Source organism: Streptomyces sp. 2131.1 (assembly GCF_900105515.1).
Lineage (GTDB): Bacteria > Actinomycetota > Actinomycetes > Streptomycetales > Streptomycetaceae > Streptomyces > Streptomyces drozdowiczii.
The window spans coordinates 3,636,958-3,653,015 of the sequence record NZ_FNSY01000001.1 but is presented as its reverse complement, the minus strand read 5'-3'; the positions used below and the strand labels follow the sequence as shown (position 1 = coordinate 3,653,015).

Genomic DNA, 16,058 nt, shown 5'->3' with positions numbered 1-16,058 from the left:
CCCGTGTTTCACGTGAAACACGGGCCCTTCGGCGTGCATGGTCCCTCTACGGGGTCCGGCCCAGCCGCCGGTCCTTCAGGGCCGGGAACTGCTCGCGCACCGTGGCGACCTTGGCCGGGTCCAGCTCCACGGTCAGCACCTCCTCGCCGGCGCCCGCCTCCGCGAGCACCTCGCCCCAGGGGTCGACGACGAGGGAGTGCCCGGCCTGCTGGACGCCCGCGTGGGTGCCGGCGGAGCCGACGGCCAGCACGTACGCCTGGTTCTCGACGGCGCGCGCCCGGGCGAGCAGGGTCCAGTGGGCGCGGCGGCGCTCGGGCCAGCCGGCCGCGACGACCAGGGTCTCGGCGCCGGCGTCGACCAACCCCCGGAACAGCTCGGGGAAGCGGAGGTCGTAGCAGGTGGCGAGGCCGAGCGTGGTCTCCGGGAGGGGAACGGCCACCAAGTCCTCACCGGCGCCCATCATGACCGCCTCGCCCTGGTCGAAGCCGAAGCGGTGGATCTTGCGGTAGGAGGCGGCCCGTTCGCCCTCGGGGGAGAAGACGAGGGTCGTGTTGTAGAGGGTGCCGTCGGCGGCCCGTTCGACGAAGGAGCCGGCGTGCAGCCAGACCCCGGCCTCCGCCGCGGCCTTGGCCATCACCTCGTGCGTGGGGCCCGTCAGGGGCTCGGCCTCGTCCTCGAACGCCGTGTACGCGAAGGCCCCCACCGGCCACAGCTCGGGAAGCACCACCAGATCGGCGCCCCGCTGGGCCACGACCAGGGAAGCGGCACGCTGCCTGCGGGATTCGACGGGTTCGTCCGGGTCTACTGCGATCTGGATGAGGGAGGCGCGCACACTACCACCGTCCTGGCATTCGAGCCGTCAACACGGGCCTACGATCGTCACACGAAAGCACTGCCGGGGTGCCTGCTCGCAGCGTAACTTAGCCACCGAACCTCATCGCCGCTCACAGCCGCAGCCCGACCGTCCGCGCCCAGTTGCCCATGCACCGCAGAACCGCACGAGGGGTCCCGTGACCGTCCATCCCAGCCTCCAGACCTACGCCGACGCCTGGACCCACTCCATCGAGTCGATAGCCGAGCTGGTGAGCCCGCTCGCCGAGGGGGAGTGGAACGGCCGTACGCCCTGCCCCAACTGGTCCGTGCGCGACATCGTGTCGCACATCATCGGCATGGAGTGCGAACAGCTCGGCGACCCGCGGCCGATCCACACCCTGCCACGCGACCTCTTCCACGTGCAGAGCGACTTCGCCCGCTACATGGAGATGCAGGTCGACGTCAGGCGTCACCACACCGCGCCGGAGATGACCTCCGAGCTGGAGTACACGATCATTCGCCGCTCCCGGCAGCTGCGCAACGAGACGCGTGACCCGGAGACGAAGGTGCGGGCGCCGCTGGGCGCCGAACAGACCCTGGAGACCGCGCTGCGGATGCGCGCGTTCGACGTCTGGGTGCACGAGCAGGACCTGCGTACGACGTTGGGCAAGCCCGGCAACCTGGACTCCCCCGGCGCCGTGGTCGCCCGCGACATCCTGCTCCTCGGGCTGCCGAAGGTGGTCGCCAAGAGCGCGGGCGCGCCGGTCAACTCGGCGGTGGTGCTGGACGTGCACGGGCCACTGGAGTTCATGCGTACGGTACGGGTCGACGCCGACGGGCGCGGTTCGCTGGACGTCGCCCCGTCGCTCGGGCCGGTCGTGACGCTGTCCATGGACTGGGAGACATACGTACGGCTGGCCTGCGGGCGGGTGCGGCCCGCCGCGGTCGCGGACCGGATCAAGGCCGAGGGCGACCAGGAGCTGGCCGACTCCATCCTCCAGCACTTCGCCGTCACCCCGTAACGGCGCCGGCACCCCGGCTCACAGCGGCGCCCGCCCCCACGAGGGGGACGGGCGCGCCGCGTTTCCGGACCGGTCAGGCGGGCACGTGCACGGCCTCCACCCGGCTGACCACGTGGTACTCGCGCTCCCGGCGCGCGGCCTTCACGCGCAGCCGCAGGATCTGCGCGATGCCCAGCGCCTCCAGGAAGAAGACGGACGAGAACGCCACCCGGTAGTTGTCGCCGGTCGCGTCCAGCAGCACGCCGACGGCCAGCAGCGTGGTCATCGAGGCGACGAAGCCGCCCATGTTGACGATGCCGGACGCGGTGCCCTGGCGCTCCGGCGGATTGGCCGGGCGGGAGAAGTCGAAGCCGATCATCGAGGCGGGTCCGCACGCCCCGAGCACCAGGCACAGGACGACCAGCAGCCACATGGGCGCGTGGTCCCCGGGGTGGAAGACCGCCGCGGCCCACAGCGCGGCCGTCGTGCCGACCGTGCCCAGCGCGAGCGGGACCCGGGCCGTCTGGTGGCGGGCGATGATCTGCCCGTAGACGAGCCCCAGCGTCATGTTGGAGAGCACCACCAGGGTCAGCAGCTCACCGGCGGTCCCCCGGCCGAGCCCCTGGTCCTCGACCAAGAACGGCATGCCCCACAGCAGCAGGAACACCATGGCCGGGAACTGTGTCGTGAAGTGCACCCACATCCCCAGACGGGTGCCGGGCTCCCGCCAGGCGGCGGCGATCTGCTTGCGCACGTACGTGCCGCCGGCGTGCTGCACGGGGGGCGGCTCGTATCCCTCGGGGTGGTCCTTCAGGAAGAGCAGGAGCAGCACCAGCACCACGACTCCGGCCAGCGAGCTGCCGACGAAGGTGGTGGTCCAGCCGAAGCCGTGCAGGGCGCGGGCGATGACGAGCGTCGAGATCAGGTTCCCCGCCATCCCGAAGAGGGCGGCGACCTGGCTGATCAGCGGTCCGCGCCGGGCCGGGAACCAGCGCGAGCCCAGCCGCAGCACGCTGATGAACGTCATCGCGTCGCCGCAGCCCAGCAGCGCGCGGGAGGCGAGCGCCGTGCCGTACGAGGGGGAGAGCGCGAAGCCGAGCTGGCCGAGGGTGAACAGGACGGCCCCGAGGGTGAGGACCCGCTTGGTGCCGAGCCGGTCGACCATCAGGCCGACGGGTATCTGCATGCCCGCGTAGACGAGCAGCTGGAGGATCGAGAAGGTGGAGAGCGCCGAGGCGTTGACGTCGAACCGGTCGGCGGCGTCGAGTCCGGCGACGCCGAGGCTGGTCCGGAAGATGATGGCGACGAAGTAGACGGCGACGCCGATGCCCCAGATCCTGACGGCACGCCGGCCGCCGGGCGGGTCACCGGGCAGGGGCAGGGTGGGGGCGGCGGCGGAACTCACCGGTCCTCACCCCTGACCAGCACCTTGACGCGGCCGACGTGGCGGCGCACGACCTGGGCGGCGCCTTCCGCGTCACCGGCTCTGATCGCCTCCAGCAGCTCGCTGTGCTCCGCGATGTTGGCGGCGATCCTGTCGGGGTGGGCCTCCATGACGGCGACGCCCATCCGCAGCTGGCGGTCGCGGAGCTGGTCGTAGAGTCGGGAGAGGATCTCGTTGCCCGCGTGGCGGACGATCTCCGCGTGGAAGCAGCGGTCCTTCACGGAGACGGTGGCCAGGTCGCCGGCCTCGGAGAACCGCCGCTGCTCCTCCAGGAGCCCTTCCAGCCGGCTGATCAGCTGCGGGGACGCGGGCACGGCCTTGCGGGCGGCGAACTCCTCGACGAGCAGCCGGGTCTCCACGACGTCCGCGATCTCCTGCGCGGAGACGGCGAGCACCAGGGCGCCCTTCTTCGGGTAGAGCTTGATCAGCCCCTCGACCTCCAGGCGCAGCAGCGCCTCGCGCACGGGGGTGCGCGAGACCCCCACGGCCTCGGCGAGGCCGCCTTCGGTCAGCAGGGTGCCGCCCTCGTAGCGGCGGTCCAGGACCGCGTCCTTGACGTGTGCGTAGACGCGCTCGGCGGCCGGGGGCTGCTTCGCGGGCGGGGGGACGACGGCGGGTCCGGGGGACGTGGCGGGGGCGGGGGCTGACATGCGTACAGCATAGATACAACATGCACGCAAGCACCGCCCGCGTCCACGATGTGAGCGGCGGAGCCGGTGCGCTACCGCCCGCAGACCAGGAGAACGGTCGTGCTGCCGTCCTCCTCGGTGATGTCCCTGACGTGCCGGAAGCCCACCTTCCGCAGGGCCGCCCGCGAGGCCGCGTTCGGCTCCGCCACGGTCGCGTACACCTGCTCCAGGCCCAGCGTCTCGAAGCCGTACGCGACGATTCTGCGCGCGAGTTCGGTGCCGAGGCCCTGCCCCCACGCCCCGTGCGCGAGGGCGTAGATCAGCTCATGGCCCTCGACGGCCTTCGACGGCTTGATCTCGGCGTGGCCCACGAACTCCCCGTCCCGGCGCACGGCCCAGACGTCGAAGGCCGCCGGCTCGTACACGTGCGTGAAGACGCGGGCGAAGAGGGCGCGGGTGCTGTCCTCGGGTTCGGGGCCGTCGCCCATGTGGCGGGAGACCCGCTCGTCACCGAAGAGGGCGACGAAGTCCTCCTCGTCGGCCGGCACGTACGGTTCGAGCAGCAGGCGTTCGCTGCGCAGGGAAGGCGTCATGCCGAGGGACGCTATACCGGCCCCTAGGCGGAGGGCCCGTCGTTTTCCACCAGCCGCAACGTGGGGCGCTGCGGGGCGAACTCGCCGAGTCCGAGTGCCGCCTCGCGCCAGTGCGCGGCCAGTTCGAGCAGGCGCTCGTCGTCCTGGCGGTAGTCCGGCGACGGCACGTCGGGCACGGTCCGCCACAGGATCGTCGCGGCGAACCGGACCGCGTGCAGCGCGGCCGTCGTGTGCGCCTCGACGCCGTCCTCCCCCAACTGCCGCAGCGTCTCGAGACGCTCGGCGAGGGCGAGGAGCTCGCCATATGCCCTGACGGACTCCTGCGCACGTACGACATCGTCCACGGATACCTCCGGCCTCTGGGGCGCTCGGCGCACCTGTCGTCGCGGTACGTCGGGCCGGCTCGCCGATCCCCGTGCCGTACCTCGCGCACCGGGGCTCGGATGTGACGCCGATGTTAGCCCCTGGTCACGGGGTGAGATCGCCTCGCGGAAGCCGAAAGCCCGTTCCCCGGGCCCGGATGTCGTAAAAAATCACCCCCGCATGGATTACAACCAAGAGGCGCGGTCAGTCGTCTTATCAGCGCGCGGCACCCTCATGTGGCCGCATTCCAGGTGCATTTGGAGCGTTTAAGTTGAAACTCGGCATTAAGGGCATAAGGCGCGGATCCGCAACCGCCACGGTGGCCCTCACGACGGGCGCCCTGATCGCGGGCGGCGCGTTCGCCTCCACGGCACAGGCCGCCGCCGCACCCAAGGCGCCCTCGATCGTCGCCAAGGGCGGCTTCGTGATGAACAACGGCACCGGAAAGACGCTGTTCAGCAAGGCCGCGGACACCCGCCGCTCCACCGGTTCGACGACGAAGATCATGACCGCCCGCGTGGTGCTGGCCCAGAAGGGCCTGAACCTGGACTCCAAGGTCACGATCCAGAAGGCGTACAGCGACTACATCGTCTCCAAGGGCGCGTCCTCGGCGCGTCTGATCGTGGGCGACAAGGTCACCGTCCGCCAGCTGCTCTACGGCCTCATGCTGCCGTCGGGCTGCGACGCCGCCTACGCGCTGGCCGACAAGTTCGGTTCCGGTTCGACGCGTGCGGCGCGGGTGAAGTCGTTCATCGGCAAGATGAACAGCACGGCCAAGACGCTGGGCCTGAAGAACACGCACTTCGACTCGTTCGACGGCATAGGGAACGGGTCCAACTACTCGACCCCGCGCGACCTGACGAAGCTCGCGAGCAGCGCGATGAAGTACTCCACGTTCCGCACGGTCGTGAAGACGAAGTCGACGAAGCAGAAGGTCACGACGAAGAGCGGTGGCTACCGCTACATGGCGTGGACCAACACGAACAAGCTGCTGAGCTCGTACAGCGGCGCGATCGGCGTGAAGACGGGCTCCGGCCCGGCGGCCAAGTACTGCCTGGTCTTCGCCGCGACCCGCAAGGGCAAGACGGTGATCGGCACGGTCCTCACCTCGTCGTCCGAGGCGAACCGCACGGCGGACGCGAAGAAGCTGATGGACTACGGCTTCAAGAAGTAACCCTCTTGTACGAGGAAGGGCCCCGCACACCAACCCGTGCGGGGCCCTTCGCGTGTCCGGCCGAAATCCGGTGGCGGCCCACCGGCCGGCGCCGCTACCGTCCAGCCGGGCCCCGCCGTTCGCGGCGCGGCCCCGCATCTGCCGTCCGCCGGAAGGGCGTTCCGTTGTACATCGCGTGAGACCTCCCCACTGCTGATCTGTCGCGCGTCGCGCCCGTTGTGCGCCGCGCTGCTTCCTGCTGCGGATTTCTCACACTGAAACCGGTGTACTCCTGTGCTCACCCATTGGGCCGTCGTGCCCACACGCCTGCCCCTCGTCCTGCGCCGCTGCCACGCGTGCGCGTCCGGCAGCTTCCGCCCGCACGGCAAGTTCCGTGTCAACGCGAACCACAAGCTGCTCGACGCCTGGCTCCTCGCGCTCTGCACGGGGTGCGGGGACACCACGAAGCTCACGGTCCTGGAGCGGGCGCACGTCCGCTCCGTACGCCCTGAGCTGCTGGACCGGATGCACGCCAACGACCCGGCCCTGGCGGGCGAACTCCTCCAGGACGGCGTGATCCGGCGCCGCAACCATGTGGCCCTCGACTGGACGGGCGCGTGGCGCCTGGACACCGGGGGCGACGCCCTCCCGGACCACGAGGCGATCGACGTGTCGGTCCGCTTCGGGGCCCGGATACCGGTCCGTCCGCTGCGCCTGGTCGCGGACGGCTTCGGCCTCTCACGGGCCGAGGCGGAACGCCTGCTGGCCGAGGGGAAGCTCGTCTCGGCTACGCGCCTGACCGGCCGGACGTCCGGCGCCTTCGGCTTCCTGCTGAAGCGGTGAGGCGGCGGGGGCCGGCCCCCGGCGGACCGGCCCCCGCACCACCCGTACCACCGTCAGTGCGCCGCCAGCCGTCCGACGAGCCCGATCGCGCGTGCCAGCAACTCCCGCTCCTCCTCGCTCAGTTCCGCGTCGATCGCGCGGGCGAGCCAGTCGGCGCGGCGGTCCCGCTCCTCCTCCAGGAGCGTGCGCCCGGCGCCCGACAGCTCGACGAGGCTCTTGCGGCCGTCGGTGGGATGGGCGCGGCGCGTGATCAGCCCCTGGTCCATGAGCAGTCCGACGGCCCGCGCCATGGACTGCGGCCGCACCCGCTGGTTGGCGGCGAGCTCGCTGGTCGTCAGGGCGCCGTTGCGGTCCAGCTCGCCGAGGACGGCCACCTGGCCTAGCGGCATCTGGTCCTCAAGCTTCACACGGCGGGTGAGCTTGCCCATCGCTGTGCGCAGCTCGGCGGCGATGGAGGCGGATTCCGGGAGGGGCATACCGCACTTTAGCGCGGGGGCGGAATCAGGCCGATGGACTGCGCAGCAGACCTGAACAGCCAAACTGAACAGCACGGCTAAACAGCCGCGCTGAACAGCATTGCTGTAGAGTTGCGTCGCCGGGTCCCGCGCCACCGTCGTCGCAGCCGGACCGCGGCACGCGACAACGGGAAGGACCACTTCCATGACCGCCATCACCTCCGTCACCGGCCGCCGCGTCCTGGACAGCCGGGGCAACCCCACCGTCGAGGTGGACGTGGAGCTGTCGGACGGCTCGCTCGGCCGCGCCGCGGTCCCCTCCGGCGCCTCCACCGGCGCCCGCGAGGCCGTCGAACTGCGCGACGGCGACCCCACCCGCTGGCACGGCAAGGGCGTCGACCGGGCCGTGCACCACGTCAACACCGAGCTGACCGAGGCCGTCATCGGCCGGGACGCGGAGGACCAGGCCGGGCTGGACGCCGCCCTCGACGCGGCGGACGGCACCGCCACGAAGTCCCGGCTGGGCGCCAACGCGATCCTGGGCGTCTCCCTGGCCGCCGCCAAGGCCGCCGCCGCCGCGCACCGCCTGCCGCTCTACCGCTACCTGGGCGGTTCGGACGCCCGGCTGCTGCCCGTACCGATGATGAACATCGTCAACGGGGGCGCCCACGCGGACAATCCGCTGGACTTCCAGGAGTTCATGATCGCCCCGATCGGCGCGGAGACCTTCGCCGAGGCGGTCCGCATGGGCTCGGAGATCTTCCACACCCTGCGCGGCGACCTGCTCGCCGCCGGCCACTCCACGGGCGTCGGCGACGAGGGCGGCTTCGCGCCGTCCCTCCGTACGGCGGAGGAGGCGCTGGACTTCGTCGTGGCCGCCGTCGAGCGCTCCGGGTACCGGCCCGGCACGGACATCGGCCTGGTCATGGACCCGGCGACGTCGGAGTTCTTCCGCGACGGCGTGTACGACTACGCGGGCGAGGGCGTACGCCGCACCCCGGCGGAGCACGCTGACTACCTGGTGAAGCTGATCGACGCCTACCCGGTCGTCTCGGTCGAGGACGCGATGGCCGAGGACGACCTGGACGGCTGGCGCGAACTTACCGCCCGTGTCGGCGACCGCTGCCAGCTCACCGGCGACGACGTGTTCTGCACCAACGACACCCTGCTCCGCGAGGGCATCGCATCCGGCGTCGCCAACTCGATCCTGGTGAAGGTCAACCAGATCGGCACGCTGACGGAGGCGATGACCACCGTCTCCACCGCCCACCGCGCGGGCTACACGGTCGTCATGTCCCACCGCTCCGGCGAGACGGAGGACACCACGATCGCGGACCTCGCCGTCGCCACGGGCTGCGGCCAGATCAAGACGGGCTCCCTGTCCCGGTCCGACCGCACCGCGAAGTACAACCAGCTGATCCGCATCGAGGAGCAGCTGGGGGCGGGCGCGAGGTACGCGGGGGCGGAGGCGCTGCGCGCCCGGTAGGGCCTGCCGGAACCCTGGCGGCCCTCGCCGCAGGCGCGTAACATCCGGTCGGCCCCGGCCCCGTGAGCCCCATGAGCCCCGTGCGCCATGGGAGTTACGGCCACCCGACCCCGAGGGGGACCAGGATGTCAGCGCTTCCCACGATCATCGTCGTCGTCTTTCTGGCCCTGCTGGTGGTCTGGATCGTCTCGGCGTTCACGGGGGGCCGCGGGAACGGCCGCTGACCGCGGCGGTTCGGACCTCGGGCTCCTCGCGCGCCCGCTGGACCGACGCCGCTGGATCCTGCCGTACGGGTCCCGTCACGAGCCGCAGCAGCCCTCCGCCTGAGCGGGCGCCCCGAGCCGGACGAGCTGCGGGGCGGGCGCGCAGCAGCCGCCGCCGTCCGCCTCGTTCCCGGCCGGGGCGTCGAACAGTCCCGCGCCGCCGCACACACCGGTCTCCGGCAGCGTGAGCTCGACGCGGTCGGCGGACTCCGTGTCACCCGCCAGGGCTGCGGCGACCGAGCGGACCTGCTCGTAGCCGGTCATCGCGAGGAAGGTCGGCGCCCGGCCGTAGGACTTCATGCCGACCAGGTAGACGCCCGGCTCGGGATGCGAGAGCTCGCGGTGGCCGTGGGGGTAGACCGTCCCGCAGGAGTGCTGGTTCGGGTCGATGAGCGGGGCGAGGGCGGTGGGCGCCTGGAGGCGTTCGTCCAGGCCCAGGCGGAGTTCGCCCAGGAAGGACAGGTCCGGGCGGAGCCCGGTCAGCACGATCACCTCGTCCACGGCGTCCAGGCGGCGCCCGTCCTCACCGGCCAGGACCACGCGGCCCTCGGCGTCCCGCTCGACGGCCTCGGTGCGGAAACCGGTGACCGCGTCCGCGTACCCCTCCTCCACGGCGGCCTTCGCCGCGAGGCCCAGGGCACCGCGTGCGGGCAGCTGGTCCGCGGCGCCGCCGCCGAAGGTGGAGCCGGAGAGCCCGCGCCGCAGGATCCACGTGGCGTGCGTCCCCGCACCGTCATCGGACTTCGCCAGGTCCGCGAGGTACGCGAGGGCGGTGAAGGCGGAGGCCCCGGAACCGATGACTGCGGTGCGCCTGCCCGCGTACCGGGCGCGGACCGCGGGGTCCTTCAGGTCCGGGACCCGGTAGCCGATCCGGTCGGCCGCCGCCCGTTCCCCGAGGGCGGGGAGGCCGCTGCCGCCGGCCGGGGACGGCGTGGCCCAGGTGCCGGAAGCGTCGATGACGGCCCGGGCGAGCAGCTGCTCCTCACGGCCGTCGGCGTGGACGAACCGGACGACGAACGGCTGCCGTTCGCGGTCGGCGTCGACGACGCGGTCCCGGCCGGCGCGCGAGACCCCGGTGACCGTGGCTCCCAGGCGGACGCGGTCGCCGAGAACTTCGGCGAGCGGCTCCAGATAGCGGTCGGCCCAGTCGCCGCCGGAGGGGTAGGAGGCGGGGTCGGGGCGGGTCCAGCCGGTGGGCGCGAGCAGCTTCTCGGCGGCCGGGTCGACGACCTCCGCCCAGGTGGAGAACAGCCGCACGTGCGACCACGCGCGCACGGCGGCACCGGCCCGGGGCCCGGCTTCCAGAACCAGGGGCTCGATGCCCCGGCCGGCCAGGTGGGCGGCGGCGGCGAGGCCGGTGGGACCGGCCCCGATGACGACGACGGGCAACTCGGCGGGCGCGTGCATGGCGACTCCTTGCGTGTTTCGACGTCTGTCGATGGCTACACGGACCAGAGTGGCACTTGCATCGATAACCGTCAACATAGACCTCCATCGAATCAGCCCTCTCTGATTCGAAGTGTGTCAACATAGACACATGTCGAACACGAACGCGCTGCCGCTACTGGAAGCCGACGGCCGAGGCGTGGTGCCGTGCTGCCCGCCGCTGACCGAGCGTCCGATGACCGCCGAGGAGGCGGAGACCGCGGCGCGGATGTTCAAGGCGCTGGGCGACCCGGTCCGCCTCCGGCTGTTCTCCGCCGTGGCCTCGCACGAGGGCGGCGAGGCGTGCGTGTGCGACATCTCGGATGTCGGCGTCTCGCAGCCGACCGTCTCGCACCACCTGAAGAAGCTGAAGGAGGCCGGGCTCCTCACCTCCGAGCGGCGCGGCACCTGGGTCTACTACCGCGTCGAGCCGTCCGTGCTGGCCGGCATGGGCCGCCTGCTGGGGCCCTCCGCCCCGGAAGGAAGCCGTTGAGCCCGGTGATCGAGCCCCTGACGGCGCAGTACGCGGAGCAGGTGCTCGCGATCTACCGGGCGGGGATCGACGAGGGCAACGCCACCTTCGAGACCGAGGCCCCGTCCTGGGCGGCGTTCGACACCGCGAAACTCCCCGGCCACCGCTTCGCCGCCCTGGACGGGGCGGGCACGGTGCTGGGCTGGGTCGCGGCGAGCCGGGTCTCCGACCGCTGCGCGTACGCGGGTGTGGTCGAGCACTCCGTCTACGTCCACCCGGACGCCCGGGGCCGCGGGGTCGCCTCCGCGCTGCTCCGGGCGCTGACCGACTCCACGGACCGGGCCGGGATCTGGACGGTCCAGTCCGGAATCTTCCCGGAGAACACCGCCAGCCTCGCCGTGCACCGGCGCGCCGGCTTCCGCGTCATCGGCACCCGGGAGCGAATCGGCCGCCACCACGGCGTCTGGCGCGACGTCGTCCTCGTGGAGCGCCGCAGCCCCGCGATCACCTGACCCGCGGGCGGCCGCCCATCCGGGGTCAGGGGGCCGTCGCCAACGCGTCGGCCGTGAACCTCCGCCGCCAGGCGAGCGCGACGCGCACGAGGCCGATCAGTACCGGGACCTCGATGAGCGGGCCGACGACCCCGGACAGCGCCTGCCCGGAGGTGACGCCGAAGGTGGCGACGGCGACCGCGATGGCCAGCTCGAAGTTGTTCCCGGCCGCCGTGAACGCCAGGGTCGCGGTCCGGTCGTACGCGAGCCCGAGGCCCTTGCCGAGCAGGAAGGTGCCGAAGAACATCAGCGCGAAGTACACGAGCAGCGGCAGCGCGATCCGGACGACGTCCAGCGGTTGCGAGGTGATCGCCCGCCCCTGGAGGGCGAACAGCACGACGATCGTGAACAGCAGCCCGTACAGCGCCCAGGGGCCGATGCGCGGCAGGAACGTCTCCTCGTAATCGGCGCGTCCCAGCCTGCGTTCACCGACACGGCGGGTCAGGAAGCCGGCCAGCAGCGGGATGCCCAGGAAGACGACGACGTTGAGCGCGATGTGCCCCACGGACACGTCCAGGCCCTGACCGTCGCCGAGCTCCAGCCACCTCGGCAGCAGATCGAGGTAGAACCAGCCCAGCAGCCCGAACGCGACCACCTGGAACACCGAGTTGAGCGCGACCAGCACGGCCGCGGCCTCGCGGTCGCCGCACGCGAGGTCGTTCCAGATGATGACCATGGCGATGCAGCGGGCCAGCCCGACGATGATCAGGCCGGTGCGGTACTCGGGCAGGTCCGGCAGGAAGATCCACGCCAGCGCGAACATCACGGCGGGCCCGACGAGCCAGTTGACGACCAGCGACGACACCATCAGCCTGCGGTCGCCCGTGACGCGGTCGAGCCGGTCGTACCGGACCTTGGCCAGCACCGGGTACATCATGACCAGCAGGCCGAGCGCGATCGGCAGGGAGACACCGCCGACCTCGATCCTCGCGAGCGCGTCGCCCATGCCCGGGACCAGTCGGCCGAGGCCCAGCCCGGCGCCCATGGCCAGCAGGATCCACACGGCGAGGTAGCGGTCGAGGGTGGAGAGCCTCCCGACGACCGAGGGGTGCGTGGCGGTCACGGACACGCCCGCTTGTTCTCGCCGACCCCGCGCGCCGAGGCGGCCAGCGCGGCGAACTGCTCGGAGAGCCCGGCCAGCACCTCGGGCCTGAGCCTGTAGTAGGTGTAGCGGCCGCACGGCTCGGTCTCCACGATCCCCGCCTCGCGCAGCACCTTCATGTGGTTCGACAGGTTGGTCTGGCGGGCCCCGGTCTCCTCGACCAGATGGGTCGTGCACAGCGTCTCGCGCGCCAGCAGGTTCACGATCCGCAGCCGGAGCGGATCGCTCAGCGCCCGGATCACATCAGGATCGACTGAAGTCAGCATGCGCTGATACTGTCACATCAGCGCGCGCTGATGTAATGGCCTCCAGCGAGAAGAGGGCCCGCCCACCATGGCCGACAAGCCGTCCGTCCTGTTCGTCTGCGTCCACAACGCCGGCCGCTCCCAGATGGCCGCCGCCTGGCTCGCCCACCTGGCCGGCGACCGCGTAGAGGTCCGCTCGGCCGGTTCCGCCCCGGGTGCCGCCGTCAATCCGGCCGCGGTCGCGGCCATGGCCGAGGTGGGCATCGACATCTCCGCCGAGACGCCCAAGATCCTCACGGTGGACGCGGTCCGCGAGTCGGACGTGTGCGTCACCATGGGCTGCGGCGACACCTGCCCCGTCTTCCCCGGCAAGCGCTACCTGGACTGGAAGCTGGACGACCCGGCGGGCCGGGGCGTCGAAGCGGTACGCCCGATCCGCGACGAGATCCGGACCCTCGTCGAGAACCTGATCACGGAGATCGCCCCTCCCGCCTGACGCGGCACGGGTCTCCCCGGTGAACCCCCGCCCTCCGGGGCACACGCCCTCCATGACCTCATCGCGGAGCGAAGCGAGCCGCCGCAACCGGCGGGAGACCCGGCACGCCGGACGCGCGGTCCGGTCCGGATGCGCACTGCTGCCCCTGCTGGTCCTGACCGCCTGCGGTCACGGCGGCGCGGACGAAACGGCGCACGACGCAGGGGGAGCGGAATTCCGGACGGCCTCCCTCGCGCGGGACACCCGCCTCGTCATCACCACCCAGGGCGGTGTCCGGGTCGTCGGGACGGACGGCGACCACGTCACGGTGGACGACTCGGTCCTGGCCCACGGGGACGGGGACGGGGGCACGTACACCCTCGACCTGCCCTGCGACGAGGGCGACGACCGGGCCAAGGAGAACTGCGGAGGCATGCCCCTCGTACGCGTGCCCGCCGGCGTCACCCTCACCGTACGGGCGCGCAACGCCGGAATCGATGTGAGCGACGTGCGCGGCGAGCTGAGCCTGAGCACCGTCAACGGTGACGTCACCGTGCAGGACTCGGGGACGAAGAGCGCCCGCCAGCACCTGGTCACCCGGAACGGCTCCGTCCGCGCGACCGGCCTCCGGGGCGTCGGCATCGACGCCGAGACGGTCAACGGCGACGTCGACGTGCAGTGCGCCACCGCTCCGGACACGGTCGACGGCGTGACCCGCAACGGCTCCGCGCGTGTGTCCCTCCCGGCGGACGCGCCCGCGTACGCGACGGACGCGCGGACGGTCAACGGCCGCTCGACCACGGACGTCCCGGCCGCCGAGCCCTCGGACCGCACGCACCGCCTGACCCTGCGCACGGTCAACGGCGACACGGAGGCCCACCGGGGGTAGGGGAGCCACTTCAGACCAGGACATCGTGGACCATCCCCCTTATATTCATAAAATGCGCTTTGTGGGCATCGGGCTTTCCCTCCCCGCCCGGACGGAGGCCGTGGGGTGAGAGACCCCGGGAGGCTCGAGGCACTGCGGCTGGCGGGGCTGACCGCAGCGGCCGATCCCGGCATGGACCGGTTCGCGAGGCTGGTCTCGCGCCTCCTGCGCGTCCCGGTGTCCCTGGTCTCGCTGCTGGAGGTCGACCGGCAGGTGTTCCCCGGCATGATCGGGCTCTCCGGCCCGTGGGCGGCCCGGCGCGAGACTCCCCTGAGCCATTCCTTCTGCCAGCACGTCGTCGCGGACCGCAAGCCGCTCATCCTCAGCGACACCCGGGCGCACCCCCGCACCTGCACCAGCTTCGCCATCCCCGACCTCCAGGTGATCGCGTACGCCGGTATGCCGCTCACCGACGCCGACGGACGCGTGCTCGGGTCGCTCTGCGCCATCGACCACAGGCCCCGGGAGTGGACGGCGGACGAGCTGCACGACCTCGAAGACCTCACCGCCGCCTGCTCGATGGAGCTGCGCCTGAGGATCGCATCGGAGCTGCTCCAGCGGGACCGCGACCATGCCGGCATCCTGCTGCGCGCCGCGGTCGAACTCGCCCATGCCCGTGACCTCACGGACCTCACCCGTCGCCTCCGCCGCCTGTTCCAGGGCCCCGCGGAGCCCGCCTTCGTGGGCCTGCTCCTGGCCGACGGCCAGGGGTTGTGGCGGGTCATCGACCCGGACGACGTGTCCCCGGCGGAGAGCTCCATCGACCGTCTCGGCCGGGACGCGGCCTTCCCCAGCGCCCTGGCCGTGCGCGAACAGCGCACCGTCTTCGTACCGGACCGCGCGGCGCTCGTGGCCGGTTTCGGGTCCGAGGCCGTCGCCGGGTACGACTCGCTGGGCCTCCAGTCCGTCCTGTGCGTCCCGCTGCCGAACGGCCACGGCGTGCTGACGTGGTGCTGGTCCCACCCGCACGTCATGGCGCCGACCGAGGAGGCCGTCCTCACCACGGTGGCGGGGTACGTGAGCCAGGCGGTGGAGCGCACCCGCTTCGTGGCGAACCGGCTCAGTGCCGCCGAGCAGCTCCAGGCCGCGATGCTGACCGAACTGCCGGACGTGCCGGGGCTGGAGATGGCGGCCCTGTACCTGCCCGCCGCCGACCAGGACATGGTGGGCGGCGACTGGTACGACGCCTATCCGCTGCCCACGGCGCCGCCCGCCGCCCCGCCCGCCCTCATGATCTCGATCGGTGACGTCATCGGCCACGACGTCCGGGCCGCCACCGTGATGGGCCAGATCCGCAGCATGCTCCGTCAGGCGAGCCTGGACGACCCGGCGCACTCACCCGCCGCCGCCCTCAACGCCATCGACAAGGCCATCGACGTCCTGCCGCTGGGCGTCGGCGCCACAGCGGTCCACGCCCGCCTCGACCTCCACGCGGGCCGCCACCGCCTGACCTGGTCCAACGCCGGTCACCCCCCGCCGCTCCTGTACGCCCCGGAGTCGGGCGTCTCACCCCTGGCCGACCACGACCTCCTCCTGCTCGGCACGTCGGACGACTCGTCCCGCCACGACCACAGCCGCGAACTCCCGCCGGGCAGCGTGCTCCTGCTTTACACCGACGGCCTGGTCGAACGCCGCGACGCGGACATCGACGCGGGCACCGCGCACACGGCCTCGGTACTGGCCCGCCACTGCGACGCGCCCCTGCCCCTCCTCCTGGAAGCCGTCTCCGCAGGCCTCGCGGAGATCCCCCGCCGCGACGACGTGGCGGTACTCGCGGTGCGGGTCGCCCAGGGCGGACGGTGACGGCCGAGCCCGCC

At 72.1% G+C, this 16,058-nt stretch carries 18 protein-coding genes; 9 read left to right on the top strand and 9 right to left on the bottom strand.

Annotated elements, in window-relative coordinates; all coding sequences use genetic code 11:
• Positions 1–46: 46 nt before the first annotated feature.
• Positions 47–832: a carbon-nitrogen family hydrolase gene (locus tag BLW14_RS16315; RefSeq protein WP_093708000.1), complete on the bottom strand. Its 786-nt coding sequence runs from the start codon at positions 830–832 to the stop codon at positions 47–49.
• A gap of 178 nt (positions 833–1,010) precedes the next feature.
• Here BLW14_RS16315 and BLW14_RS16310 point away from each other — a divergent pair, with 178 nt between their 5' ends.
• Positions 1,011–1,835, top strand: a complete 825-nt coding sequence (locus tag BLW14_RS16310; protein ID WP_093707999.1) for a maleylpyruvate isomerase family mycothiol-dependent enzyme — start codon at positions 1,011–1,013, stop codon at positions 1,833–1,835.
• A 73-nt stretch (positions 1,836–1,908) separates the two neighbouring features.
• Here the strand turns inward: BLW14_RS16310 and BLW14_RS16305 are convergent, their stop codons facing one another.
• The 4 genes from BLW14_RS16305 to BLW14_RS16290 form a co-directional block, all read right to left on the bottom strand.
• Positions 1,909–3,219 (bottom strand): MFS transporter, encoded by a 1,311-nt coding sequence (locus BLW14_RS16305; protein ID WP_093707998.1) that lies wholly within the window; start codon positions 3,217–3,219, stop codon positions 1,909–1,911.
• Positions 3,216–3,908: a GntR family transcriptional regulator gene (locus tag BLW14_RS16300; RefSeq protein WP_093707997.1), complete on the bottom strand. Its 693-nt coding sequence runs from the start codon at positions 3,906–3,908 to the stop codon at positions 3,216–3,218. The genes BLW14_RS16305 and BLW14_RS16300 overlap by 4 nt, the downstream gene beginning before the upstream one ends.
• Positions 3,909–3,979: 71 nt before the next feature.
• On the bottom strand, positions 3,980–4,480 hold the full coding sequence (locus BLW14_RS16295) for a GNAT family N-acetyltransferase (RefSeq protein ID WP_093707996.1): 501 nt from the start codon (positions 4,478–4,480) through the stop codon (positions 3,980–3,982).
• Between the two features lie 23 nt (positions 4,481–4,503).
• Positions 4,504–4,824, bottom strand: a complete 321-nt coding sequence (locus BLW14_RS16290) for a hypothetical protein (protein ID WP_093707995.1) — start codon at positions 4,822–4,824, stop codon at positions 4,504–4,506.
• A 290-nt stretch (positions 4,825–5,114) separates the two neighbouring features.
• Here BLW14_RS16290 and BLW14_RS16285 point away from each other — a divergent pair, with 290 nt between their 5' ends.
• Together BLW14_RS16285 and BLW14_RS16280 are read left to right on the top strand one after the other, a co-directional pair.
• Entirely contained in the window at positions 5,115–6,017 is a 903-nt protein-coding gene (locus BLW14_RS16285) for a D-alanyl-D-alanine carboxypeptidase family protein (protein ID WP_177153997.1), read from the top strand.
• A gap of 273 nt (positions 6,018–6,290) precedes the next feature.
• On the top strand, positions 6,291–6,839 hold the full coding sequence (locus BLW14_RS16280; protein ID WP_093707993.1) for a DUF1062 domain-containing protein: 549 nt from the start codon (positions 6,291–6,293) through the stop codon (positions 6,837–6,839).
• Positions 6,840–6,892: 53 nt separating this feature from the next.
• On the opposite strand, the gene BLW14_RS16275 is transcribed toward BLW14_RS16280, so the two are convergent.
• A complete protein-coding gene (locus BLW14_RS16275; protein WP_018522162.1) occupies positions 6,893–7,315 on the bottom strand; it encodes a MarR family winged helix-turn-helix transcriptional regulator in 423 nt (140 codons plus the stop codon).
• Positions 7,316–7,499: 184 nt separating this feature from the next.
• On the opposite strand from BLW14_RS16275, the gene eno reads away from it, so the two are divergent.
• The gene (gene eno, locus BLW14_RS16270) at positions 7,500–8,780 is read left to right on the top strand and encodes a phosphopyruvate hydratase (RefSeq protein ID WP_093707992.1); all 1,281 of its coding nucleotides are present in this window, start codon (positions 7,500–7,502) and stop codon (positions 8,778–8,780) included.
• Positions 8,781–9,079: 299 nt separating this feature from the next.
• On the opposite strand, the gene BLW14_RS16265 is transcribed toward eno, so the two are convergent.
• Positions 9,080–10,450, bottom strand: coding sequence for an FAD-dependent oxidoreductase (locus BLW14_RS16265; RefSeq protein WP_093707991.1), 1,371 nt, complete (start codon positions 10,448–10,450; stop codon positions 9,080–9,082).
• A gap of 130 nt (positions 10,451–10,580) precedes the next feature.
• On the opposite strand from BLW14_RS16265, the gene BLW14_RS16260 reads away from it, so the two are divergent.
• Together BLW14_RS16260 and BLW14_RS16255 are read left to right on the top strand one after the other, a co-directional pair.
• Complete coding sequence (locus BLW14_RS16260) at positions 10,581–10,961, top strand: ArsR/SmtB family transcription factor (protein ID WP_093707990.1); 381 nt, start codon at positions 10,581–10,583, stop codon at positions 10,959–10,961.
• Positions 10,958–11,452, top strand: coding sequence for a GNAT family N-acetyltransferase (locus tag BLW14_RS16255; protein WP_093707989.1), 495 nt, complete (start codon positions 10,958–10,960; stop codon positions 11,450–11,452). Before BLW14_RS16260 ends, BLW14_RS16255 begins: the two co-directional genes overlap by 4 nt.
• A 25-nt stretch (positions 11,453–11,477) precedes the next feature.
• Here the strand turns inward: BLW14_RS16255 and arsB are convergent, their stop codons facing one another.
• Both arsB and BLW14_RS16245 read right to left on the bottom strand, forming a co-directional pair.
• Complete coding sequence (gene arsB / locus BLW14_RS16250; RefSeq protein WP_093707988.1) at positions 11,478–12,560, bottom strand: ACR3 family arsenite efflux transporter; 1,083 nt, start codon at positions 12,558–12,560, stop codon at positions 11,478–11,480.
• Positions 12,551–12,859, bottom strand: a complete 309-nt coding sequence (locus BLW14_RS16245) for an ArsR/SmtB family transcription factor (RefSeq protein WP_093707987.1) — start codon at positions 12,857–12,859, stop codon at positions 12,551–12,553. Before BLW14_RS16245 ends, arsB begins: the two co-directional genes overlap by 10 nt.
• Positions 12,860–12,926: 67 nt before the next feature.
• Here BLW14_RS16245 and BLW14_RS16240 point away from each other — a divergent pair, with 67 nt between their 5' ends.
• From BLW14_RS16240 to BLW14_RS16230, 3 genes are all read left to right on the top strand, one after another.
• Positions 12,927–13,334 (top strand): arsenate reductase ArsC, encoded by a 408-nt coding sequence (locus BLW14_RS16240; protein WP_093707986.1) that lies wholly within the window; start codon positions 12,927–12,929, stop codon positions 13,332–13,334.
• A gap of 52 nt (positions 13,335–13,386) precedes the next feature.
• Complete coding sequence (locus BLW14_RS16235) at positions 13,387–14,202, top strand: DUF4097 family beta strand repeat-containing protein (RefSeq protein WP_093707985.1); 816 nt, start codon at positions 13,387–13,389, stop codon at positions 14,200–14,202.
• Positions 14,203–14,307: 105 nt separating this feature from the next.
• Entirely contained in the window at positions 14,308–16,044 is a 1,737-nt protein-coding gene (locus BLW14_RS16230; RefSeq protein WP_093707984.1) for a GAF domain-containing SpoIIE family protein phosphatase, read from the top strand.
• Positions 16,045–16,058: the final 14 nt, after the last annotated feature.